Annotated in this window: 23 protein-coding genes and 1 pseudogene; 21 read left to right on the top strand and 3 right to left on the bottom strand. The window is 38.6% G+C overall.

The genetic code is table 11. The features are described from left to right. Nucleotide 1 precedes the first annotated feature (1 nt). From BM412_RS13235 to BM412_RS13210, 5 genes are all read left to right on the top strand, one after another. Complete coding sequence (locus BM412_RS13235) at nt 2-868, top strand: 2-oxoacid:ferredoxin oxidoreductase subunit beta (RefSeq protein ID WP_091218567.1); 867 nt, start codon at nt 2-4, stop codon at nt 866-868. A gap of 100 nt (nt 869-968) precedes the next feature. Further along, on the top strand, nt 969-1,541 hold the full coding sequence (locus tag BM412_RS13230; RefSeq protein WP_091218565.1) for a phosphate propanoyltransferase: 573 nt from the start codon (nt 969-971) through the stop codon (nt 1,539-1,541). 173 nt (nt 1,542-1,714) lie between these two features. Beyond that, entirely contained in the window at nt 1,715-2,029 is a 315-nt protein-coding gene (locus BM412_RS13225) for a hypothetical protein (protein WP_091218561.1), read from the top strand. A 72-nt stretch (nt 2,030-2,101) separates the two neighbouring features. Further along, entirely contained in the window at nt 2,102-4,192 is a 2,091-nt protein-coding gene (locus BM412_RS13220; RefSeq protein ID WP_091218560.1) for a recombinase family protein, read from the top strand. A 1,240-nt stretch (nt 4,193-5,432) separates the two neighbouring features. After that, nucleotides 5,433-5,975 carry a hypothetical protein gene (locus tag BM412_RS13210; protein ID WP_091218555.1) on the top strand — a complete coding sequence of 181 codons (543 nt, stop codon included), beginning with the start codon at nt 5,433-5,435 and terminating at the stop codon, nt 5,973-5,975. A gap of 371 nt (nt 5,976-6,346) precedes the next feature. On the opposite strand, the gene BM412_RS13205 is transcribed toward BM412_RS13210, so the two are convergent. Both BM412_RS13205 and BM412_RS13200 read right to left on the bottom strand, forming a co-directional pair. Next, a complete protein-coding gene (locus BM412_RS13205) occupies nt 6,347-6,829 on the bottom strand; it encodes a hypothetical protein (RefSeq protein WP_091218553.1) in 483 nt (160 codons plus the stop codon). Between the two features lie 272 nt (nt 6,830-7,101). Beyond that, nucleotides 7,102-7,737 (bottom strand): hypothetical protein, encoded by a 636-nt coding sequence (locus BM412_RS13200; RefSeq protein ID WP_143111625.1) that lies wholly within the window; start codon nt 7,735-7,737, stop codon nt 7,102-7,104. Nucleotides 7,738-7,797: 60 nt separating this feature from the next. Between BM412_RS13200 and BM412_RS13195 the strand changes: the two genes are divergently transcribed. Both BM412_RS13195 and BM412_RS13190 read left to right on the top strand, forming a co-directional pair. Next, the gene (locus BM412_RS13195; protein ID WP_143111624.1) at nt 7,798-8,184 is read left to right on the top strand and encodes a YhjD family protein; all 387 of its coding nucleotides are present in this window, start codon (nt 7,798-7,800) and stop codon (nt 8,182-8,184) included. 227 nt (nt 8,185-8,411) lie between these two features. Further along, entirely contained in the window at nt 8,412-8,834 is a 423-nt protein-coding gene (locus tag BM412_RS13190) for a hypothetical protein (protein WP_091218546.1), read from the top strand. Between the two features lie 227 nt (nt 8,835-9,061). On the opposite strand, the gene BM412_RS32120 is transcribed toward BM412_RS13190, so the two are convergent. Continuing rightward, nucleotides 9,062-9,220 (bottom strand): hypothetical protein, encoded by a 159-nt coding sequence (locus tag BM412_RS32120; protein ID WP_177245823.1) that lies wholly within the window; start codon nt 9,218-9,220, stop codon nt 9,062-9,064. A 469-nt stretch (nt 9,221-9,689) separates the two neighbouring features. On the opposite strand from BM412_RS32120, the gene BM412_RS13185 reads away from it, so the two are divergent. The 14 genes and pseudogenes from BM412_RS13185 (at nt 9,690) to BM412_RS13115 (ending at nt 22,598) form a co-directional block, all read left to right on the top strand. Further along, nucleotides 9,690-10,685, top strand: coding sequence for a toll/interleukin-1 receptor domain-containing protein (locus BM412_RS13185; RefSeq protein ID WP_177245822.1), 996 nt, complete (start codon nt 9,690-9,692; stop codon nt 10,683-10,685). An 808-nt stretch (nt 10,686-11,493) separates the two neighbouring features. After that, nucleotides 11,494-12,324: a hypothetical protein gene (locus tag BM412_RS13180; RefSeq protein ID WP_091218541.1), complete on the top strand. Its 831-nt coding sequence runs from the start codon at nt 11,494-11,496 to the stop codon at nt 12,322-12,324. Nucleotides 12,325-12,501: 177 nt separating this feature from the next. Continuing rightward, nucleotides 12,502-12,758, top strand: a pseudogene (locus tag BM412_RS13170) (restriction endonuclease). A 206-nt stretch (nt 12,759-12,964) separates the two neighbouring features. Next, nucleotides 12,965-13,459, top strand: coding sequence for a hypothetical protein (locus BM412_RS31865; RefSeq protein ID WP_143111623.1), 495 nt, complete (start codon nt 12,965-12,967; stop codon nt 13,457-13,459). A 287-nt stretch (nt 13,460-13,746) separates the two neighbouring features. Then, a complete protein-coding gene (locus BM412_RS13165) occupies nt 13,747-14,208 on the top strand; it encodes a Panacea domain-containing protein (protein WP_091218534.1) in 462 nt (153 codons plus the stop codon). Between the two features lie 33 nt (nt 14,209-14,241). After that, the gene (locus tag BM412_RS13160; protein ID WP_091218532.1) at nt 14,242-16,245 is read left to right on the top strand and encodes a hypothetical protein; all 2,004 of its coding nucleotides are present in this window, start codon (nt 14,242-14,244) and stop codon (nt 16,243-16,245) included. A gap of 393 nt (nt 16,246-16,638) precedes the next feature. Further along, the gene (locus BM412_RS13150; RefSeq protein ID WP_091218528.1) at nt 16,639-17,220 is read left to right on the top strand and encodes an RNA polymerase sigma factor; all 582 of its coding nucleotides are present in this window, start codon (nt 16,639-16,641) and stop codon (nt 17,218-17,220) included. After that, complete coding sequence (gene spoIIP / locus BM412_RS13145) at nt 17,204-18,115, top strand: stage II sporulation protein P (RefSeq protein ID WP_091218525.1); 912 nt, start codon at nt 17,204-17,206, stop codon at nt 18,113-18,115. Before BM412_RS13150 ends, spoIIP begins: the two co-directional genes overlap by 17 nt. A 446-nt stretch (nt 18,116-18,561) precedes the next feature. Then, nucleotides 18,562-18,996, top strand: coding sequence for a hypothetical protein (locus tag BM412_RS13140; protein WP_091218523.1), 435 nt, complete (start codon nt 18,562-18,564; stop codon nt 18,994-18,996). Nucleotides 18,997-19,028: 32 nt separating this feature from the next. Continuing rightward, complete coding sequence (locus BM412_RS13135; protein ID WP_256256290.1) at nt 19,029-19,478, top strand: NUDIX hydrolase; 450 nt, start codon at nt 19,029-19,031, stop codon at nt 19,476-19,478. 176 nt (nt 19,479-19,654) lie between these two features. Next, nucleotides 19,655-20,065: a hypothetical protein gene (locus BM412_RS13130; RefSeq protein WP_091218521.1), complete on the top strand. Its 411-nt coding sequence runs from the start codon at nt 19,655-19,657 to the stop codon at nt 20,063-20,065. A 139-nt stretch (nt 20,066-20,204) separates the two neighbouring features. Further along, nucleotides 20,205-20,672: a GNAT family N-acetyltransferase gene (locus BM412_RS13125; protein WP_091218516.1), complete on the top strand. Its 468-nt coding sequence runs from the start codon at nt 20,205-20,207 to the stop codon at nt 20,670-20,672. A gap of 247 nt (nt 20,673-20,919) precedes the next feature. After that, on the top strand, nt 20,920-21,252 hold the full coding sequence (locus BM412_RS13120) for a PadR family transcriptional regulator (protein ID WP_091218514.1): 333 nt from the start codon (nt 20,920-20,922) through the stop codon (nt 21,250-21,252). Then, a complete protein-coding gene (locus BM412_RS13115) occupies nt 21,252-22,598 on the top strand; it encodes an FtsW/RodA/SpoVE family cell cycle protein (RefSeq protein ID WP_256256368.1) in 1,347 nt (448 codons plus the stop codon). Before BM412_RS13120 ends, BM412_RS13115 begins: the two co-directional genes overlap by 1 nt. Nucleotides 22,599-22,865 lie beyond the last annotated feature (267 nt).

Here is a 22,865-nt window from a genome sequence, read left to right as displayed (position 1 = left end):
GATGGCTACATTTAAAGAGTTTCGTAATAATGTAAAACCGAACTGGTGCCCGGGCTGCGGAGATTTCTCCGTTCAAGCCGCGATTCAGCGGGCTGCCGCTAACGTTGGCCTAGAGCCTGAGGGTCTGGCTGTTATTTCCGGGATCGGTTGTTCCGGTCGTATCTCCGGTTATGTGAATGCGTATGGTCTTCACGGTATTCACGGCCGCGCATTGCCAATCGCGCAAGGCGTGAAGCTTGCGAACCGCGAGCTGACGGTTATCGCTTCCGGCGGTGACGGTGACGGCTTCGCAATTGGTATGGGCCATACGGTTCACGCCATTCGTCGTAACGTTGATCTTACTTATATCGTTATGGATAACCAAATCTACGGCTTGACGAAGGGGCAAACTTCTCCGCGCAGTGCGGAAGGCTTTAAGACCAAATCAACGCCTGAAGGTTCGATCGAGACAACGTTGTCGCCGCTTGAAATCGCAATGTCGGCCGGCGCTACGTTTATCGCGCAATCGTTCTCCAGCGATCTGAAGCAGCTGACTGCCTTGATCGAAGCAGGCCTGAACCACAAAGGCTTCTCGCTGATCAACGTATTCAGCCCTTGCGTAACGTTCAACAAAGTGAACACTTACGACTGGTTCAAAGAAAATATCGTAAACCTGGATCAATTCCCGGACTACGATCCGACAAACCGTATCGCGGCTATGAACAAAATCATGGAAACGAACGGCATGCTTACAGGTCTCATCTACCAAAACAAAGAGCGCAAATCATATGAGGATATGGTGAGCGGCTTCCAAACGGAAGGTCTGGCCAACCAAGACCTATCCTTGTCGCAGGAGCAATTCGATAAATTGGTAGCTGAATTTAAATAATCGCAAGCGTCAAGCCTATATAGAAGGCATACAGTTCATCCCTTGAGCTGTATGCCTTTCTTATCGACCTGACGCATTATAGAAAGGTGTTAATAAGCATATGAAAATGATGGTTCCCGTTGGCGTATCCGCCAGACATATTCATCTTACTCAGGAGCATGTAGAGGCACTATTCGGACAAGGTGCCGAACTGTCCGTCTTCAAACCGCTTTCTCAACCGGGACAATATGCAGCTAATGAAACGGTAGAGGTAGTCGGACCGAAGGGGAGCTTCGGCAAAGTTCGGATTCTGGGTCCCGTTCGCAAAGGGACGCAGCTTGAAGTTTCCCGTACGGATGCGTTCACGCTCGGGATTAATCCGCCTGTTCGCGAATCCGGTGACATTGCCGGTTCTGCAGGCATCACGATAAAAGGCCCCGCAGGCGAAGTTTCCATTGAAGAAGGCGTTATCATAGCAGCTCGTCATATTCACTTCCATACGAGTGATGCGGAGCGCTTCGGAATTGCGGACAAGCAGCGGTTGACAGTTCGTTTGCAAGGCGAGCGTGGCCTTGTGCTTGAGCACGTAATCGCTCGCGTATCGCCGGAGTTCGCGCTTGATATGCATATCGATACGGATGAAGCGAATGCTGCAGGTGCATCGACAGGCGATCAAGCCGAGATCATCGGTTAACCTTTTAATACCGCTAACCGGAAAGAGACATTCGCTCGCAAGAGTGAATTGTCTCTTTTTTGTTACATTTTGTTCGCTGCCGGGTTGAGCAAAGGTTCATTTTTCTTTATAATCGCCAGCGGGTTTGCTATAATATTGGAATGGACACGTATGGAGGAAGGGCGTGAAGGTTTGTGAGTAAGGAGACGCATGACGCGGCTGCGGGCCAAGCAAAGTCCGTGAACGGCGGCGAAAAGGACTTCTCCAAGTATTTTGACTTCACAGGTGCGAAAGTACTGAGGGAAGAAGACGGGAAAACAACCTACCGAATTAACGGTCGAGATATAACGGTGAACGCTGCGCCTAACTATAAGGACGAGAAGCGCAGAGGGAAGGAAGCCATTCAGGTTCATTATGAATCGGCAACGCCTCCTGAACTGCTGCAGCTCGGCAAAGGCAAGCTCTATCATATTACGACATACGGCTGTCCGTACATCCTTAGTGCATGAAAAATGCTTGCGTAATTATGATCGATCCCCTACCTTTAGAGTAGGGGATTTTTTGTTTGAGGGGGAACTACCATGGAATATTTCAGCAATGTCAAACGAAAAAAAGCTAAGTCTGGAAACGCTTCGAACCGTACTCCCAAAGCAGTTATTTATGTCCGTGTTTCTGACGTGAAGCAGGTAGACGGGGTGTCGCTCGATAACCAAGAGAAGGAGATTCGTTCCTTTCTTCAAAGCTGTACGGATGATAAGGGGAAGAACGTTTCGTATGAAGTGGTGCAGGTGTTTCGGGAAGAAGGAAAAAGCGGAAAGGATCAATATCGGGACCAGTTTCAAAAAATGATCGAATACGTCCGCGACCACCGCGATGAAATTGACGGCGTCTGTTTTTACGCGATCAGCCGTTTGGGGCGCAATGTGAGGATGGTTTTAGAAACAATCGATTATTTTAATAAGCTCGATATTGCTGTGCTTTCCAAATCAGATAATTTGAACTCCAAAACAGCAAACGGCAGGTTTACACTGACCATACTGTCGGCACTGGCGCAGTTGGAATCAGAGCAGATCGCTGAACGAGTCATGCCGAATATGAAATATTCCGTGGAAGAGCTGGGCAGGTGGCAGGGCGCTCGTTATGTGCCATACGGCTATGACCATGTGAAAGACCCAGGCGATCCCAAAGGCGTGCGGAAGCACCTTGTAGTTAATCTAGAAGAAGCTAAGCAGGTCAAACAGATCTTTGAATGGTTTTGTTACGGAATTGGCAACGATACAAACGTTGGGGAGTATCTCATCACCAAACATCTGAATAAAATCGGTTGGAAATATCGTAAAGGAAAAGAGTGGGAAAGCAGGCAGATCACAAGCATCTTTCAAAATGGGCATTTATATGCAGGATGGCTAGTATGGAATCGCCACGGCACCGAGAACAAAACCGTTGAGGCCATTGATGAACGCGGATTTGTAAAAGACGTGGAAGTTATGAATTACAAAAATGGTTTTCCAAAGCCCGTCAAAGTCAAATACCGCAAAGAAGAGCATGAAATTGTAAAAAGCAGGGGCATTCACGAGGCAATTATTACAGAAGCCCTTTGGCAGAAATGCCGCGAGCGGTTAATGGAGCGTTATCAGAAAAGCAAAGAGCAGCACCGAGACACCACAAGACAGGCAAAACATTTGTTTACGCATGTGCTTCGGTGTCCAGACTGCGGTGGATCTATGGGGGCTTCAAGATTAGGGGGAGTGGAATACTATAAGTGCCAAAAGTCAGCTCGGGGCGGCAATTGCAGAGCTAACCTGATTCAAGAAGAGTATCTCCGAGAAGATGTTCTCGATGTGGTTCTGTCCCATTTTGAATATTACACCTACAAGCGTTTTGATGAACTTGTGACGAAAGAATTAAACGCTGAACAATATCAAAACGAGGCAGAAGCAAAACTGTCTGATTTGGAAGTGCGATTAAAACGAGCAGACGAGCGCATTTCCGAGATTTGGGATGAATTTCAGTCAGATCGGCCAGATAAACTCATCAAAACGAGAGAACAGGCATCCACGCTGATTAGAAGGATCGATTCGGAACGTGATGATATCGAAAATGAGATGGAAACAATCCGAGCAGAATTGCATGAAAAGGTGCGAGATATCCACCAAGTGAATGAAGTGGTGGAAAAGCTAAACAAGTTTTCCGATCCGCGCGCGTACTTTGATTCTTTAACGCCAGAAGGTAGGCTCGGTTTTATCGACCGTTATATACACCGTATCGAATTCTCGAAAGAACACGGTAAGAAGGGCGCGCATGCATACAAGATAACAAAAATAGTGTTGGCGCCAATTTTTACTGACATCTTTAGAAGGTTTAGAAGAGAAGATGATCCGAGGAATCAATCGTTTAAACGAGCCGCTTATCACGCGAGAAAAGAGATCGGCGGCGCAGTTGATCCTGAACAGTCAAACCTCGGAAATATCATGAAGATATTTGATCAGCGCAACAGACTGCCAATTTATTACACGTTGAGCGACGGTAAGGAAAGACAGTTCACGGAAATAAAAGAAAGCAGGCTCCACTCATTTTATAACACGATTAATGACGAAGCTAAGCGTCAGCTGCGCCAATTTATTCGTTCTGACGAAAAGGTATTTAACATCGAGATAAACCCCTCCGAGTGAGGGGTTATAATTTGGTGACGCGCGTATTTTTGTATAAGTTCTCTACGCTTTTGTAATTGATGTTTACAGGCGTTAGCAGGGCGTGGATGGTAAGGGGAGTCCGTTTCAACAGAAAGTCATTAGCGAGCTCCTGAGAGGGCTTAAATTCGATTTGGGATGCGAACTTTAGTAGGCGCCGCATTCGTACCTTTCTTGCAGTTCCTTATTCTTGTGGATTCCGTTTTCGAGCTGCAAGTTGTCGTTCAGCACGGATATGAAACTGGAGCCGATATAGAGGATCATGCTTAACGTGTCGTCAAAGATGGAGTAAACGTCTGCGCAATAAAATTTCCTTCTAACCGCCGCCCTTTTTAAGGGTGGTTTCTGCATTCAGCGTTATTGATTATTACGACTTGCAAGTTACACATTCATATATTGCTTTGATTGACTTAGTTTTTCTTCGATATAAGGTGACGGCCCTGAAGCAGTGTAACTTTAAACTTCAAAGACACTCACGTAAAAGAGAAATAAGTACCTGGCCGTCTTTGGTTTCCAAACTAAAACGCATGTTTCATTTTGAATCCGACTGATGCGATCGTGGTAGTTTTCCAGCTGCTTAATCGTGTAGTCTGCCACAGTAATGTCTTTTGTGTAGTTGGTTTGTAAAATTATTTGGGAATACCGAACTAATATGACAAAAGGATTGATTTCCAAATGACGAATAACTTACCTATATCCTATATATTGAACTACGTTGCAAAACAGCTTGTCTACCACGCGATTTTGCGGGGTTTTGCAGAGGATTCTAATCCGCCTGTAAAATCCGCTATTTAGAAAGCTGGTTCCATGAGAGAATGGCTTATGAAATTCAGCGCATCAACGTTAGTGATCCTTCAGATCCTGTATATCGCAATGCAGTGCGCAACTGTTTGGAGATGGACAGTATCGTTTATGCTGGCCATTTGATTACGTTTTCGATTTATGAATACAACAAACGGAAGAGAGAAGACCAGGATTTCATTCGTGAGCAGAAAGGCTTACGTAGATCTTTTTGTAGTGTGAATTATGTCAATTAGATGTGGGAATGTTATCCGTATGCCCACCTCTTTCCTTAACACTAAGCGTACTGCGGTTACTACGCTCCACAAGCCTCCTTGCCAATTATCAGACTCAAAAATGGTGTCAGTGAAAGTGCTAATGGATGTGAGAATACTACATTTGGATACACTGGTATCAAACACTGTTAGGAACGTGATAGCAATTGAAATATAAAACAAAATTGAATAATGAAACTATCTTTATTCCATCCAGAATGTATCCTGTGGCGTTCAAAAGAAATTTCAAAGTATTTGATTCCAAGAGCGCAAAAGAAAGAATTGAGAATGAAGCATTGAAAAGTGAATTAGACAAATATCGATTCACATCTGGGAACTGTTACTATAACGCAAACACTGTTTGTTACATCGGCCGAGAGGTCGGCATTGATGTGGAATTTTGGGCAGGTTGGTTATGCATTGGTTATTATCCCGTTTACCACGCATGGAATGTATGGGATGACAATATAATCGTAGTTAGTTTTTCTTTCTATGAAAGCGCGCTTATTAGCCAAGCAAACGAGGAGAATGGCGGTAAAGCGCCTCGTGAATATATTGCTGCAAAATTGCTTGGCGCGGAAAAAACGTACCCAGTTACAACAACACATAGTGTTTTTGGCCAAATACCGACAGCTCAATCAGATAACAAAGTAATCAAATATGCCATGACACATTTAAAAGGAGTTAGCCTACGCTGGTTCGCCCGATAGCTTTGGGGATACGATGCTGCGCTTTATCGATTTGAAAATGAATTTTCCAAAACACCCTTCATTACACTTTAAGAAGACACCGTTACAAGAGATGATGGAAAAGGAACAATGATGCTTTGCATGAAATGAATCGGCGGTTTAGGAGAAGTGTATTTGCTGTCGCGGTCTCAGTTTTCCTTAGCTGCTAAGCCCAAGAGTCATGGGTTGAATACAGGGAGGAAAGTGTTGGAAATGACACCTATGATACGCGCGGGATAGTTAAGAAATATGGGAGCAGCCAGTGCATATGTTCAAGTAACTAGTTTATCATAATCGTCAATCGTTGCTGCGAATGGCGCTTGTTCCCTATAATTAAAACAAAAGACCTGCAATCAATGCAGGTCTTTTTGTTTGAAATGAAAGGATTGTTTCCACGTCCGAGCTGCATTATTTTCTTTAACGATCTTACTTTGGTCGGCCTCTGTTTCCCAATACAAAACGATCTCAATGTCATTTGCTTTAACGGAAACTGGCAAGTTTTTATGAAGTTTGTATTCTTCTCCGTTTGACCAAACACCTGTCATGGCCGAATGAGTGTCAAATAATTGTAATTGTGTTTGGGAATCTGGTTCATCTCTAAATACTTGAACCCTGACATTGTACGCTTTATCGCCATTGTTTTTAATGTTTAAGCTATACATGTTCGATACGTTGGGAATCGGCTTTGCGATGTTCGGCTCATCCAGAATTGGCTTTCCTAAAGACACTGACCAATGCTCTGATGTGGACGTTGGAATCGCGTAAGTACACTCCATTGCGGTGCCAAACAGGAATGTACAAAATATGAGTAATGAAATGGCTATTCTTCGATACATCGTGGACCTCCTTGTCTGGAAATGGTGAACCACGATATTTTTTCAAATAATTGAGTGGATTATTCAAATTAACAATCGGATCATTCGCACGTTATGAACAATAAATTCAAACATGGGGTTTGACGCGGTAAAACTAAGGCTAAGAGTGGTAAGCTAATAATGCAACTACTAAGTGATGAGGGTAGATAGAACACGGAAGGGACACACATTTGATGTGTGTCCCTTCGAATAATCAGGAACCAGATGGCCACCAAACATTGAACGCATGTGAGTTAATCAGCAGTTTCAATAAGCCACTTATTTTTTTCTTTTTTTAGAGCATACAACCATAGCCAGGATTTCTTATCTATTTCAACTTCAACATAAGCTGAGTAGTATTTCGTTTTACCATTTATGCCGCTGGACAGACTTTTCAACTTTATGCTTGTTATATTTGTATTTGAGAAGGATAAATCTTTGGACGCATTTCGCTTTAATTCAGTCAATAACTGTTTATAGCCCTCAACATTATTTTCATTAATGTATTGAATTGCAGAATTAATGACATGCACACATTCGAGTTCATCGTTCTGAAAAGCGGATTCATCAATGAATTGGGTCTTACCTGATGGGTTCGCGGAAACAGCTCCGCATATTAAGATTAAATTTGAAACTAGGAGCAATATAACAAACAAACTTAGTTTCTTGAACTTCAAGGCACTCACATCCTCAATAGTAATATTCACCAATATTATCCCATCAAAAGTAAAGCTGTATTCAATATTGGAAAATCTTGAATTACAAGTCAGCGTATTTCTATCCAATAAACCAACAAGAACCGCCCAGTACACTAGGCGGTTCTTGTTTTTAGAGGTGAATTGGTCAAAACGTTTGGTAACAACAACGTTCAATTCGATGCGCGGGTTCATGCTACTTATGTATACAAAGAACGTATGTTCGCATATAATGTTATTGAGGTGATTTCAGCGATGGTTACCACAAAAGAGGAGCTAAAACTAATACATGACAGCGTTCTGCTCCCATTAATGCTCGACATGATTGAAAAGAGCCGTCAAGAAATCGAGCAGAGTAAATATTCACTTAGAACATTATATGCCACGGCCCTTAATAAACTCAGGGAAATGCTGCTTACTGATATGAAAGAACATAGAAAGCAGCTCATGAAGGCTAATATTAAGTTGTGGAAGGTTGAGGTTGAAACGGGCAACATTAAATACAGGTTCAAAACCAGAGGTTTTGAAAGCGATTTTGAACTACATCGGAATATGGTTAAAAACGATCTCTCAGTAAAGTTTGGAGTGTATATAAGTAGAGTTAGCAAATCGTTAAGCGACATGGCACAAAAAAAACTGTGATGCAGCAGCACAATGAATACATTCTCATCTCATTTAATTACCATATATTCCCTCATTACTAATACGCAAATCATGATGATTTTGTTGCGCTAAACTGCCCGTTAGCTTAATGGATTTTGGCATTAACATGTATAGTTTATACGTGCGTAAATTCTTAAACAACAGTGGTTCAGTAAAAAGGAATTTTCCAAATCATACCGAACTTACAATATAAGGAGGCGATACTAATGACCACTGGAGCATTTACAAGATTGAAAGAATTGTCCTGGCAAGAAGCTAAGTTCATAGAATTTATTGAACGTTTTCATGAGCTTCAAACGATTACATACGCTTTTGAATTCAGAACCGTAGATGCAATTCATGTTTTCTTTCTCACTGAAAATTCTCTGGATGAGGTAACTTCTTACGAAGGGGAGCAGCTCTCGATTAGCTTAGATTCAATTTCATTCAAGGACATCAAAAAAATCAATCTAAAATTCGCTGATTTTAGGATTGACCCTGACGAAGAAGTGGAATTTATAAAGCTCCCTTTCGTAGCAACAATCTCGACCACATCAAGAGAATTCACATTTGACTTCTCTGATGAAAGGAATCGCTACAAACTTAAGGATGCAAGAGATCTGCTTTTCAAGCTTAAAACATTGATTTAACCACTCTCAGGAGTGGTTTTTTTATTTCCAAATACTTCACCCTGTAAGTGATGGTTCATTATTTTTGTTTCATTTATATACGCACCGTTTGAAATACTGGGTCCCATTCAATATATCCCCCTGTATTATCCTGCCCATTAGCGTAACGACCAGGGAGCTGTTTGCCAGCGGCAGCTACTCCCTGGTCGGTTGAACTATCATTCACCGTTAGCTTAATGATTATATAGCTAATGCTCAAGAATCACTAATGAATAAACAGCGGTACCACTTTCGCAACCCATCGGTCTTTGGTTTATTACTTTCCACCCATTCTCAAGCATTTTATTCAATTCATCGAGGTTGTTTTTCTTTTCGGACATGTAATAAACAATAATTTCCTGCTGCATTTTTCAAGTCACCTTTTCCTTATGATTTTTTTTAAAATAACATTTTTGTTGGCGCAACCTGTATTTTAGCCCATATATATCCATTTAGACGAAAGATCGGAGAAAAAAGTTACTCTTGAAAAAGCTCTTTCTTGAAACGCTATTCAATTTCAACAATTACCCCTTTCTACCTGAACTAGACTGCCCGCTAGCTTAATCAAAAACAAATTTAAACACATCCGAATTTTGAATGTTAACAGTCGAACTGTACTTTTTGAACGCTCGTATATACGTGCATTTGCTCAGCAGAAGTCCTATCTGCCTATCGGCTAAATCATGTTTTTGTTTCTCTTCAAAAGAGGTTACTACCACGGGTATGTGATATTATAAAGTTAATAAATGTATCCAAAAACACGCTAATGTTCCATGTCGCCGTGTTTACAGCGGTGGACATTGTAGCAGTATGTAACTGATTAGGGAGTGACTTATAGTGAACCAAGAGCTAGTACAAGTATTTATCAGTTACAGCTGGGATAGTCCTAATCATCAGCAGTGGGTGCTCAATCTCACCAATAGGCTAAGAAGCCAAGGTGGTGTGGACGCCAAAATGGATTTATTCATCACCCAAAGCGGTACAGTAAATCTGAATTCAATGATGGTCCAAAACATGATGAGAAACAGCTTCATTATCGTGGTGCTCACGGAGAACTATGCAGATCGTGCTGACAACAATAAAGGTGGAGTGGGTTTTGAAACGTTGCTTTCACTGTCGACTTTGCAGGATAACCCGAATAAACTGATCCTTTTGAACAGACACGGCGGTGATTTTAAAGCGGCTATTCCTTTCCATCTGAAAGGGTATTATATGATCGATTTTTCAGAAGATAGTAAGTTTGAGGAGTCGTTCACCGAATTACTTCATCGGATTTATGATGTGCCACTATATGAAATGGAGCCGATTGGTTCGCGTCCAACATTAACGTCAAGAAAATCAGGATTAAACATTTCCGAACAAAGTGTTGTAAAGGATACATTTTATGAAGAGATTGTACGGCCACATATCATAGAGTATTCTGACATCGACAAAATGCGTTTTATAGAGCAAAGTTACGCGGACATAAACCTTGAATTAACTCATCTTTTTAGCGACATAAAAAAGCACAAATCCAACTTCGAGTATGATTGTCAAAAAATCACTGAGAAAAAAATGGTCTTTGAGCTTTTCAAGGGTGGGAGATCAATGACCAACGTAAAAATATGGATAGGTAGCATGTTTGGTTCGTTGCCGCAGATTAATCTTGCTTTCGGTGCACGGGATTATGATAACGATAACTCCATGAATCAGAGTATTTCATGGACATTGACCGAAGAAAAGCAGCTCGCCTTAGAAATGACACTTAGTATTGGTGGAAATAGAGGTCCACACGATTCGCGCGGGATAGTCCAGGAGATATGGGAGCAACATTTGAAGTACCTGTTCACATGATTATTAGTTTGGAGCATAAGCGCATTCGTTGCTTTTATTAGCTTGATTACTCGCCATGGGGCTTTAAATCCAATTAAAGCGGTATCTAACGAGGGTAGGCGCGAGGCGAGGGTAGGCAAGTTGGGAAATATTCCGTAACAGGTTTCGATCGCTGTGAACCATAAAACGCAAACGAATCGTCTGTCGATTCGTTTGCGTTTTATTTTCTTAGTAAACGATATTTATTTTGGACTCTGTGTAACATGTTTGTATTCGATCAGTTCAATTTTTGGCTTTGATGAATAGTTTTTCACTTCTTTATTATGATAGAGGGAGTCATAAGTTAATGTGATTTGATCTAAATCCCACATTTGTTCGCCATCTTTGAATACCTTAATCATTATTTTCGCTTGAAATGTTAATTTATTGGGACTGACTAGGCGTTTAATGTCTAAAATATTGGGTTCAGCTCAATTAACTTGTGAATCATAATTGTCTAATACAAATTTGTTCAACTCTGGATATATGGTGTCTAAGAAAATATCCTCCGTTGTTGCATAAGTCGTTTTATAAACTATGCTTTAATTAGGTTCATCATAAACCGTAGAAACGGCCGCATAAGTGGTACTCCTTCCTACGATTCCGATAAGGATTGTGAAAGAAATGATCAAAGCTAAAGGTTTTCTTTTGATGCATAATCATAAAACCCCTCCGAAATTTAGTTTTTAGGTTATAATCCCTCTTAAATGGGATATTTATGTAAGTTATTTTCCCTTTACAGAATAGGACAATTTTTCGTCCTCATATCCTGTTAGTGGGGGTGATAAGCATGATCAAAATGGAAATCAATCTCATTGAGCTTAAGAAAATTCGTTCTGTGTACCTAAAGCAGGTCTCGGAAAAAGCAATTGAAACGCGTAAGCGAATTTTCAAAGCAAGTGAGAATCAAAACAGTGTTCTAACGGTTCAAAAAGATCCAATAGAAGACGTATATTGGCTAATTGATAATGACGAAGATTATTTGGCTTATTGCCGAATGAAGGGCAAGGAACTTGTATACTGTGTTATTACTCCCTTTACCAGCGAAACAAGTCAGAAAATTGATAAATTAAAAATGATGAATATGAGTCGCCAAACAAAATGGATTGATCGTTATCGGTTGATAAATGAGTTAAAAGAAGAAATGCCGTTGACGGAGATTGCGCAAAGATCTGGGGTTGTTCCGAGTGAATTAAACGAATATCAGTTTCATGCGGCAATACCTGATCCTTACATAAAAATTGCTGAAGAGAAAGATCGAAATCACACGATTTATAATAAAATTGCTAAATTACAATTAGGGGGAATTTTAAGTGAGCACTTATATAGACGAGCGACTCTTATAGGGAATGATGGTAATCGCTTAAAGCATAGTCACATTATGCAAATAACAAGAATGGTAAAAATGTTTGGTTTTGATTTTCTAAAAGAACAAGATCAAATCACTTTATTAGATTACACTTCATCCTACCAAACGATCTTGGATAAAGCCTGGCAGGATGCGATCGTTGACCGAATAAACAATAATAATTCATTTCAAAATGAGTTCTTTAATTACAAGTTCGTTAATATACAGAGGGGAAAGCGAAAGCGTGTCCTCAAAGAGGAAAAACACACATAATGAAGGCTAACAATATTGATGTAATTAAATGAAGCGAATCACATTGAAAAACAGAACTGTTTACCGCTGTTCTGTTTTTTATTGTTCAATGAAGGTGAGAGGATTTGATTTCAAAAGATCTAGTATTCGTTCACGTTGTTGTCAAAGAGATCAGGTGACGGTGGAAAAGACATTATTATGCGTAGAGACGATCAAATTCATCTAGTTGAGTGTAAGAGGTACAACAAAACCAAGGTTGGAAGACCATACAGAAATTTCATAGTGCAATTATTGAAATGGAAGCTAAAGACGGATATATTATTACAACTGGAGAGTTTACAAAACAAGCTTTAGAGTGTATAAAAAATAAACCCATATATCCTATTAATGGCATGCTGTTGCTTGAGATGATTGAACGATTTACAAATAATAATGAATCATTAACAATGATTTAGGTGAATCATGGTCATGTATGGTACCAACGGTAAGTGTATATATCTGAAACAACAATAAGGAGGCTGCTTATTAATAGGTAGCCTTCTTATTGTTGTAGATTAAATTCGATTATTATGGTAGAAAAACCGCGCATAATAAAGAGGACAAACATACTAATTTTTCCCTAATTGCTAGCATAATAAAAGTAATAAAGGGGGGGTGTTTGATGCCGACGTTTTTGATCTATCTAATAATTATTTGTAGTAGTTATTTCGGTATAAGAAATTTAAGCCCTTTTAGAATAATGCAACTAAATGAATTCGAAACGACATTGACTGCAATATATTCACAAATAATAAAAGGGGATAGCAATAGTATCATTTTAATTATTAGCACTGTGCTAATGCTGATCAGCGTTGCTCTTTCGATTTATCTATTACTGAATATACTTTCTGTTTTTCCAGGTGAAACGATAAATCAAGATATGGTACATATTGTACTTGGCGTATTATTACTTCTAAATATAGTTGCATGTATATATTATTTATTGTTTTTGTTTATTATCTTATTAGTAATAATTGCTGTAATTCTAGGTTTGATTTTTAATCAATCATCAAGAGCGATTGGAAGTGGTGGCGGAGGCCCAGTACGTGTTCGAAGCTATTACAATAGAAGAGGAAGGCACGTGCGTAGTTATACACGAAGGCGGCCAAGAAGATAGCTTTGTACTCACCGCAAATTATAACCAAGGCAAAGAACGATGGAACTTCTAATATCAAAGTAAAGCCGCCTTTTTGTAGGCGGCTTTTTATCTATGCGAGTCCAGTTAGCCAATGACGAAATGATAAGCGAGGCTTTCGAGGAGAACAAAAGCTTCATTTGTGACTGTTTTTCCTGCGACTTTTAATTTTAGCATAACAAAAGTAGTATACAGGAAATATGTTCCTATGCAATAATAAATTAACAGTCTGAACGCGTATTCATACTAGAAAAATGGAGGTGATGGAAATGAAGGTATCGGTTTCCGATGTTGCAGATTATCTCTTGCAAAAGAGTAATCGTAATTCAAACCGTTCCATCACTCATTTAAAGCTTCAGAAATTGGTTTATTACGTGCAAGCATGGCACACAGCAATCAAAGGTGAGCCATTATTCGCTGAAGAAATTGAAGCATGGGTGCATGGTCCAGTATGTCCTGAACTTTATGCAACGTATAAACAGCATGGTTTCAATGAGATTGATCCGCCGCAAACTATACAAAACAGTCTCTCGAAGTCACAAAAGGAACTAATTGACGAAGTGTGGCAAATGTACGGTGGATTTAGTGGTAGGACACTAGAGACTTTAACACATAAAGAAGATCCGTGGATTAATGCACGTGGGAGCATTTCAGAACATACACCATCAAATAGTACAATTTCTATTGATAGCATGGGGAAGTATTATAAGAAACTTCTTGAAGGCAATTAATATTGTCTTCTATTTTTTTTTCGAGGTGTTTATATGGATTGGATGAATGTCGCTGCAATAATACTCGGTGCATTGTTAGGTTTATTTTCAAACCAGATTTACAATACAATTGGAAATAAGCTCAAAAATGTAGCTGCTGTACTAGCAAAAGAATCGCCTTGGATAAAACAATTGTTACTACGGACGTTTCTTATTTTCGCTGGCGCCTTATATGTTTTTAGTTACTTCCTATCAATTATACTTCGAAAATTAACCCGCTCAATTAAAGGCGTTATTATTTCTTTTCTCATATTAATTTTTGTTTATTCTATGCTCTGGTACTTAGCAGGACTTAAGACTGACTCCAACCCAGGGATTATTGATTGGCTATATAGGATGGCAGGCTATACTTCACCAGATGATCATTTATCTTTAGGATTATTTAGCATGGGAACGACAGTGTTAACATTCCAATTAACAGCTACACTTACGCTTTTTTATTTTATATTCAGAGAACAACGGACAGCTTCAATTAGCAGTGTTCACGTAAACAGCAATTCAATAATTGTATTTATTGTAGTGGCAATAGTTACAATTTTCATGGGGACACATTTAAGCAGTATGATTGGGCGAGATGTTTCTGTAACTGAAGCATCGGGTATCAAAGTTTCATTGAGTTTTTCATCTCTACATGCAGGAAGGATTCTTGCATGGGGACTATTATTAGTCTGTGCTTTTATTTTAGGAATTAGAGCCGTGTTAAGATTGATTCAGAATTTGAAGATTAAAAAAATGCTTGATGACCTCATCCTATATATAAGCAAACAGCTTTCCATACTACGGTTTACTCCACTGCCTCAGCATCGGAAAAAAATCTACGCAAACCTGGTAACAAGTGTTGAAAGTCTTCAACAGCTGATGTCAATGGCAGTTGATAAAGGAATGGAAGAGTCTTATATATCTAACCGTAAAAAATGGGGTACTCTGCTGTCCAATTTGCTTTGTTCACCGCGGTTAAAAGACTTAGACAATACAGTAATTAGTGAATTTTTATTAAAACGTGACGGGAAAAAGTATGATGATTTGTTTCGGTTTATACTCAAGAGCCAAACTGCTATTATTATGGTTTTAATCAAGAACCATAAGATCGAAGAAGCGAACAACAGTGTGGATTTGTTCTTTGAACTCAAACCAAGTGAGAATGAACTTCACATAGGTTATTTTAATGCTCTGCAAGAACTTGCGTTACTGATGTACGCAAACGATGTTATTGGATTGGAGCCAATATTTAAAGGTCTGGAGTCGATAGCAATAGCAGATGAAGAGACCGTAAGAAATGGAATCTATATAATTTATAAAAGTCTTATAAATAAAGCGGTTGCTAAAAACGATGTCAAGATGCTTTCAAGTATTGTATATTCAATGACAAAAACACTTGACCAGACTGAGGAAGCGGAACTAAAACCTGATCCGTCATATAAATTCCTACAATTAAAAAGCAATATATCTCTAATTGAAGAAGACCTTGATACATACACATATTGCGTTATTTTCATTGTTCTTCAAGCAGCGTTAAAGAGTGTTGAATTGGCGCATTATTCCTGTACGGGTTTTTTGGTTAAATTTATTGTTACTGCATTCAAATGTCAGTATTTAAACGAAGCCTACTCTGTTTTCACTGAGAATGGCGGGGCCAACAATCCTTATTTAGGGCAAAGAGAGAACTTTTCAAAAATCAATGTTTCCTTTAATTTCAATGAGAAAACATTAGGGTACTGTCAAAAGAAATTAACAATTCTTCTTTATGGTCAGCAACAGTATGTTGTCGAGCGGAGAATAGATTTCGGAGAGGTGCCCAAAAGTTATCTTGACATTTGTCATTTGAATTGCAATTACATTGACTATTTATTCGACAAAATTGAAGCTTCAAAAAGCAAATATGGTCTTTTATTTCTTGAAGAGAAAAAACAGCATAAAGAAATTACTTATTTTGAGGAATTGAAAAATGAGATCAGATTACATATTGGAGTACAAGATGAATTAGAAATGGTAACATAAGGTGACTACTTTCTTGAGTTATCCAGTATCGATCATCGAGATGTGTAAAATGGAATACATCGACAAATGGTACTATGTGAACCAGAGGCTAGAGGCTACTGGTTCTTTTCTTTATCCAGACAAGAGCAATCGAGTGAAGTTGGGAAGTTTACAACCTGTAATGTCTTCTTTGAGATCAATATAATGTGTACGGCTGTTTTCTTCGCTAGTGGGAAATTTTCAAAGATAAAATGTTTCTGGGAAAGTAAATTATTCTCTGGGATGGAAGCAATACAAACTTTATTTTTTGTATTGCTTCCTTTTTCACCTGGTAAGACAAGCTTAATTTTTTGTAACTTATTCGAATTTGTATTCGAATATATAGGTGAATACCATGTGGAGGTGGTTAGTTGAATGGAGTCAGGTGTTGGTTATATTTTTTTGAATACGGATGGGAAAATAGATGTAGAACTAACCATTAGAAACATCTATGAGGAACACTATCAATCGGTATACGGTTTTTTAATTTGTTTCACAGGTAATAAAAGCGATGCTGAGGATTTAACACAAGAGGTGTTTATTCAGGTTATTAGATCTATTTCCTCGTTCAATCGGGCTTATCAATTGCGAACATGGATTTTTTCAATTGCTAAGCATGTAGCTATTGATCATTACAGACGAAAAAAGTTTTACTCCTTCTTCAGTGAGAACTTCATCATCAATATGGTTTCTAAATCTGGATTACCACAAGAAAGCCTAGAAAATAAAGAGACAAGAAAAGTTATTCAAGAATCACTGACAAAGTTGAAACCAAATTATCGAATTGTATTTATTCTGCGCGCTATGAATGAACTATCAATTAAAGAAACGGCTGCCATCTTAAATTGCACAGAGTCGAAGGTTAAAGTTGATTACCATCGTGCTCTTGGAATGCTGCAAAAAAAGCTATCAAAGACTCTGAAAGGGGAGTTGGATTTTTATGATATGGAAAGATGAAGAGTTCATCATAAACACTTTAAAGAATTCTCCAATTATGATTCCAAGTGTCGAATTTGTAAACCAAACAAGACAAGAATTACAACATAGAGCACAAATCCTAAGTAAGAAAGAGATTATGCTAACAAAATATTTACTAGGCTCGGGGGTAGTTGCCGCCCTAATGATTGTAGCCTGGCTAACCTTTTTATCGGGAAGCCATCAATTAAATACAGCAATTAATGCAGGAATCAATCTCATTACATCCAGACCTAGTATTACAGCAAATACAAACACTGAACCAGTTGTTTTTATATATCATACTCATAATCTTGAATCATTCAAACCTGATCTAGGGAGTTCCTTGACTGGAAAGACAGTTGAGTCGCGTGATATTAACATTACTTTAGTGGGGAAGCATCTCAGTGAAAAGTTAGAAGAGCTTGGGGTAAAGACGCTTGTGGATCAAACCGACTATACAATTAAGCCTAACTTTGACTTCAGTGGATCTTATCAATTATCAAGGAAAACAGTGTCTAGTGCTTTAAAAACAAATCCTTCACTTAAAATGGTGTTCGATGTCCATAGGGATTCATTAACTCGGGGAAAAACGACCACGCAAATAGATGATAAGGATTTAGCAACAATACATTTTGTAATAGCAAGTTCAAATGAAAACTATCAGGAGAATTTAAGACTGGCCCAAAAAATAAAAAAAGGAATTGAGAAATTATATCCAAGTCTTTCACCGCAGATTACTTTGAAAAAACCTGAAGGGGATACAGGACAGTCTTATAATCAAGATCTTTTTGATGATTCGCTTTTAATCGAGATTGGGGGAATAGAGAACAGCCTTCAAGAAGAATACCGAGCCGCAGATATATTAGCTCAAGCCATTTCGAATATAATTCATTAATCTTATCGTCTTTGTTCATGAAGCTGAACATAGCGTGAATTTTTTCTGGATAACGTCACCTATCAAATTTGGCAGAGTTGCGAGCAATTAGAGCAAACATTTTTGTGTTAGCGTGCAAATATAATTTAACTGGCCATGGGGCAGCTTGCGATCCGCAACTGCTCCATTTCGTTGCGCTAATGTACAATGAATTGGAAAAACGTGTTAGTCCTTGCTAAAAGTCTGAATGTGTTAAACAAAAGTGGAATATCTATTAATTCGGGAGAGGATCACTCAGATACCTTTACTCAACTAACTAGCAGTATAGTTCAAACACTTTGTTAATAAACATAGTATTACTATCCATTCTTAACTAGAATACTATATGGAGGTTGGTATCCATTAATAAAGTAAGAGTTGTTACTCTGTCTCTTATTGCGGCTGTAAGTATAGGTGGGATATGGATAGTGGGAACTAGTCATATAGTTCAAGCATCGGTTCAAAGCTTAAATAGTTCAATAGCAGGTAAGGAACCCCAGCCTGTCGAACCTGTTTTGAGAAGTGCCAGTGATAAAATGAGTCAGCTCCTTTCGACAAAAGGTAATATCGATAAAAAAATAAATTTAAATATCAAAGAAAAAATACTCTCTGAAAAACTTACATCCTGGAAAGAATATAATAACATTGAAGGTGAAAACGCAGCTAACCCTGAAGTCTCCGATGATCGAATGGTTTGGGTAATCTCGATCGATTGCCCCAATGGGGTGCAAACTAGAGGTGGATTCTTTAAAAATGCTGTTAAAACATATGTGATTGATGCGGAAACAGAAAAATTAATAGAAATGCATGTTAAAGGCGATCGAGTTAAAAACAAGTTTGTGAGACAAGTTAAAATAAAATAATAACTTTAGGTGGTAACTGAAAAGAATATACAATGGTGGTGATGAATATGTATCCACGTCCTAATGTATTAGGTATTGTCACTAGAAACAAAGAAATTCTTGTTGAAGAACAGTATGGAAAACATTCAATAGGAACAGGTCATTATTATAGACCAATAGGTGGAACGATTGAATTTGGGGAACATTCCAAAAAAACGCTCATTAGAGAATTCGATGAAGAATTAGGTATCCAAATTTCAATTATCCGCCATATAAAATGCATTGAAAACATTTTCACTATCGATGAGAGTATAGGTCACGAGATAACGCAAATATATCTTGTTGAGTTTGTTGAACCGAAACTATACGAGGTAGAAAAATTCAAGGTCGTTGAAGGTGGAATAATCACCTATGCAAAATGGATATCTATTAATGAGTTTGAAGAAGAACAACAAATTCTATATCCTAATGGATTAACGAAAATACTTAGAGAGATTTCTTAATAAATTGAACTAGCGAATATCAAGAATATAACTTGTCATGGGGCAGTTTGCGATTCGCAGCTGCTCCATTTTTATTGCGCTTATGGACAGTATGTTGGCAAAAGACTGTTATTCAATCCTGACAGACTGAATGTGTCAAACAATAGTGGAATATCTATTAAAAGGGGAGGGTTTTTATGGGGAAAGATCTGAATGAATTTACTCGGATTTCGATTTTTCGAATGTGCGAACACTATCTCCCGAAATTGAGGATAACATTGGATAATGTAGAAAATGAAGTTCTATGGAAACATGAAGTAGAGCATCTTAATTCAATTGGTGGCATTGTGTTGCATGTAGGACAGCATATTCAGAGACATATCGTAAAGTATTCGATTAATGGGAGCACTGACGGCGGAATAGAAAATTACTTTCCTGATGAAGCACAAACTTCAGCAGCGGAATTAATTCAAATTATCACGGAACGATTTAATTCTTGGAGAGAAGTGATGACTGACTATATTGAAGGAAATAAGGATCTGGAGAAACTTGATAGTTTGATGTATATCATTTGGTCGAACACACGGGATATCATCTTGGACAAATAGTCGATCGAGTTCAAAGATTAACAAATAGGAGGTTCCAGTTTGTCCAAAATGGACTTAATGAAGGAACATTAAAAGATATAGTTTATAAACAATAATGTTCAACTAACTGGATCATTGATCATATGGAGGGAATTACTGAATGGATATCAAAGTTTTATCCGAATGCGCCGAATTAATCCCCGCCATTGCATGTATTCAACAGATGGAAATGAGAATCCCACAAAATCGGAACTACCAACAAGCTGTTGCGAAATTTACTCAAAGAAGTTTGAATAATAATTGTTTGCCATTAGCATTAGTAGCCATAGAGGACTCTCTTCCAGTTGGAAGTGTTAGCTTAATTGAGAATGAGCTTTATTCACATTCCCATCTGTCTCCTTGGGTTGCTACTCTCTTTGTATCGTCTCATTATCGCGGTAAAGGTATAGGGTTACGATTAATGCAGGAGATCGAGTTAGTTGCTTCCAAAAGTCTGGGTTTCAAGAGACTGTTTCTTTATACTGATTCTGCTGCGGAATATTATCGTAAAATAAATTGGCAAGTTGTTGAAGTTGTTAAGCCTCAAGGAAGACCAGAATCTGTACTGATGTCTAAACAATTGATCTAGCGAAGACAAAAGTGCAGCGATCACCTATAACGATTCAAGGCAGTGATCATTTATGATCGCTGCCTAATTTAACTTACGGGCAGATGAACGAAATTGTATACCTGATACGCACTACCAAAAACATACGTACTGAGATTGAATTTAGTCATTGTAAAAAAATAGGAGATATATTAAACTGATACATAGATAACCGATGCATAGATGTTCAATGCATAGATACTCAACGAACGTAAAGGAGGAGGTCAGTATGAAAATCAATAAAGAACTGTTGAAGGGCAGCACTGTCATATTAATTATGAAGCTTTTGGATAACAAAGATATGTACGGATATGAAATGATAAAGAAAATTGAAGAACAGTCCGATGGTCTTTTTACGTTTAAGGAAGGTACACTATATCCCATTCTTCATACACTTGAGGTGGAAAGGCTAGTTGAAGCTTACTGGGGTGAGGAAGGCGGCCGAAAGCGTAAATATTATCGTTTAACGAAAGAAGGACAGAAAAATCTGATTGAGAAGGAAAGGGAATGGTCCTTATTCAGCATGACCGTTACTCGCATAATCGGGGAGGGACGCGCGTGATGAATGGAATCGAGCATAATTCAATTGTACGTCAATATCTTGATCGAATATGTAGTCAGATTAAAGTAAAGTCGATGCATGAAGAAATTAGGTTAGAGATTCTAAGTCATTTGGAGGATTTGGTCGCTGAGAAGGTCGAGTCGTACGGTAAGACTGAGGGAGAAGCAATTGGAGAGGCATTGAATCAAATGGGTGATCCAGATAGCGTTGGTAAACAACTAAACAACGCCCATAAACTAAAGATCGAATGGAGTGTACTAGCACTAGTAGTATGTATGCTCGTTATTGGACTAGTGACACTATATTCGCTAAAGTTTGCAATGGATGAGCATCTATTATTTGAACGCAAAATGATATTTGTAACATTGGGAATTGCATTAATGAGCAGTTTGTATTTCTTTGACTACCGCAGGCTGCTGCATTATTCCAGAATCGTTTACGTTATTACATTGTTACTAATGTTCGCAGCTCAATGGCATGGTCCCCAAATAAGCGGTGCAAAACAATGGATTGCAATAGGTTCTTTTGATTTCAATGTGTATGCAGTATCTCCTTATTTTCTTATCTTAGCAGCTGCTGGCATGCTGCAAACAGAGCAACCAAATCAATTTGAAAACTGGAAAGGTATAATTACACAATTTCTGAAGTCCGCTTTAGTCTATATGGTATTTCCCGCTTGCTTCTATATAACTGCTCCAGCATTTGCTTCTTTGATCATTTACTCTATAAGCCTTGGAATTCTTCTGCTTGTGAACAAAAAATGGAAGTTATTGCTGATTGGAGTAGGATTTATACCGTTATTCATTTTAACTCAGATGGTTCTTTACCCAAGATCATGGGAGTATAGTTGGGAAAGGTACACAGCTTTTATCCATCCAGACCTGATAAATGGGGGATACTACATAATTCGTTCAGTTGAAGCCATTCATACAGGGGGTATGTGGGGACAAGGTTTTGGTATTGAAACTCGCAGATTACCGTTAATATCAAGCGAACTCACGTTTTCGTATTTGGTATACAGTCTTGGATGGGTATTCGGTATTACCGTAGTAGTCCTTACTTTACTGTTTATAAGTAGAATCATTCGTATGGGTATGAATCTTCACGATGGTTATGCTAAAGGTTTAGTTGTAGGTCTGACGACGGTAATCGGTATCCAATTTGTATGGAACTTATTGATGTGTATCGGAATGCTTCCAATTCTCGGAGGTATGCAACTGCCGCTTCTTAATTGGAGTAAGAATACATTAATTGAGCTCGGCGCAGTGGGATTAATGCTGAGTATATATAGGCGAAAAGACTTGTTAGGGAGCTCTCATCAAGTTCAGACAAATAAGGTAGTATAAGCTTCTCATAGTTTATTACAAGGTCTATAAGTTAATGGAGCACAGATAAATATAACATTCAACAGGTTGCCACTAGAGTGGCAGCCTGTTGCGCTAATGGGTTTATGAAGGGGGATAAATAATAGGAGTGAGATAAAAGACCTTTTGGAGTTCAAATATATGGTAGTGTTTATTCAAATGAAAGTAATTTAGGGAATAACGAGTTTATTGAATTTATCGAGAGCAAGGGATGGTTGTTTGGAGGTGGGATTGTTCAAATAGATGAAA

Source organism: Paenibacillus sp. BC26, from assembly GCF_900116125.1.
Taxonomy (GTDB): Bacteria; Bacillota; Bacilli; order Paenibacillales; family Paenibacillaceae; genus Paenibacillus_Z; species Paenibacillus_Z lignilyticus.
Note: the sequence above shows the minus strand (reverse complement) of the source record. Positions and strands in the feature narration are given on the sequence as shown.

What these genes read in the sequence shown, in the direction of transcription:
- BM412_RS13235 (WP_091218567.1), top strand. Translation starts at nt 2, where the DNA reads ATGGCTACATTTAAAGAGTTTCGTAATAATGTAAAACCGAACTGGTGC.
- BM412_RS13230 (WP_091218565.1), top strand. Translation starts at nt 969, where the DNA reads ATGAAAATGATGGTTCCCGTTGGCGTATCCGCCAGACATATTCATCTT.
- BM412_RS13220 (WP_091218560.1), top strand. Translation starts at nt 2,102, where the DNA reads ATGGAATATTTCAGCAATGTCAAACGAAAAAAAGCTAAGTCTGGAAAC.
- BM412_RS13205 (WP_091218553.1), bottom strand. Translation starts at nt 6,829, where the DNA reads ATGTATCGAAGAATAGCCATTTCATTACTCATATTTTGTACATTCCTG.
- BM412_RS13200 (WP_143111625.1), bottom strand. Translation starts at nt 7,737, where the DNA reads ATGAACCCGCGCATCGAATTGAACGTTGTTGTTACCAAACGTTTTGAC.
- BM412_RS13195 (WP_143111624.1), top strand. Translation starts at nt 7,798, where the DNA reads ATGGTTACCACAAAAGAGGAGCTAAAACTAATACATGACAGCGTTCTG.
- BM412_RS13190 (WP_091218546.1), top strand. Translation starts at nt 8,412, where the DNA reads ATGACCACTGGAGCATTTACAAGATTGAAAGAATTGTCCTGGCAAGAA.
- BM412_RS32120 (WP_177245823.1), bottom strand. Translation starts at nt 9,220, where the DNA reads ATGCAGCAGGAAATTATTGTTTATTACATGTCCGAAAAGAAAAACAAC.
- BM412_RS13180 (WP_091218541.1), top strand. Translation starts at nt 11,494, where the DNA reads ATGATCAAAATGGAAATCAATCTCATTGAGCTTAAGAAAATTCGTTCT.
- BM412_RS31865 (WP_143111623.1), top strand. Translation starts at nt 12,965, where the DNA reads ATGCCGACGTTTTTGATCTATCTAATAATTATTTGTAGTAGTTATTTC.
- BM412_RS13165 (WP_091218534.1), top strand. Translation starts at nt 13,747, where the DNA reads ATGAAGGTATCGGTTTCCGATGTTGCAGATTATCTCTTGCAAAAGAGT.
- BM412_RS13160 (WP_091218532.1), top strand. Translation starts at nt 14,242, where the DNA reads ATGGATTGGATGAATGTCGCTGCAATAATACTCGGTGCATTGTTAGGT.
- BM412_RS13150 (WP_091218528.1), top strand. Translation starts at nt 16,639, where the DNA reads ATGGAGTCAGGTGTTGGTTATATTTTTTTGAATACGGATGGGAAAATA.
- spoIIP (WP_091218525.1), top strand. Translation starts at nt 17,204, where the DNA reads ATGATATGGAAAGATGAAGAGTTCATCATAAACACTTTAAAGAATTCT.
- BM412_RS13135 (WP_256256290.1), top strand. Translation starts at nt 19,029, where the DNA reads ATGGTGGTGATGAATATGTATCCACGTCCTAATGTATTAGGTATTGTC.
- BM412_RS13130 (WP_091218521.1), top strand. Translation starts at nt 19,655, where the DNA reads ATGGGGAAAGATCTGAATGAATTTACTCGGATTTCGATTTTTCGAATG.
- BM412_RS13125 (WP_091218516.1), top strand. Translation starts at nt 20,205, where the DNA reads ATGGATATCAAAGTTTTATCCGAATGCGCCGAATTAATCCCCGCCATT.
- BM412_RS13120 (WP_091218514.1), top strand. Translation starts at nt 20,920, where the DNA reads ATGAAAATCAATAAAGAACTGTTGAAGGGCAGCACTGTCATATTAATT.
- BM412_RS13115 (WP_256256368.1), top strand. Translation starts at nt 21,252, where the DNA reads ATGAATGGAATCGAGCATAATTCAATTGTACGTCAATATCTTGATCGA.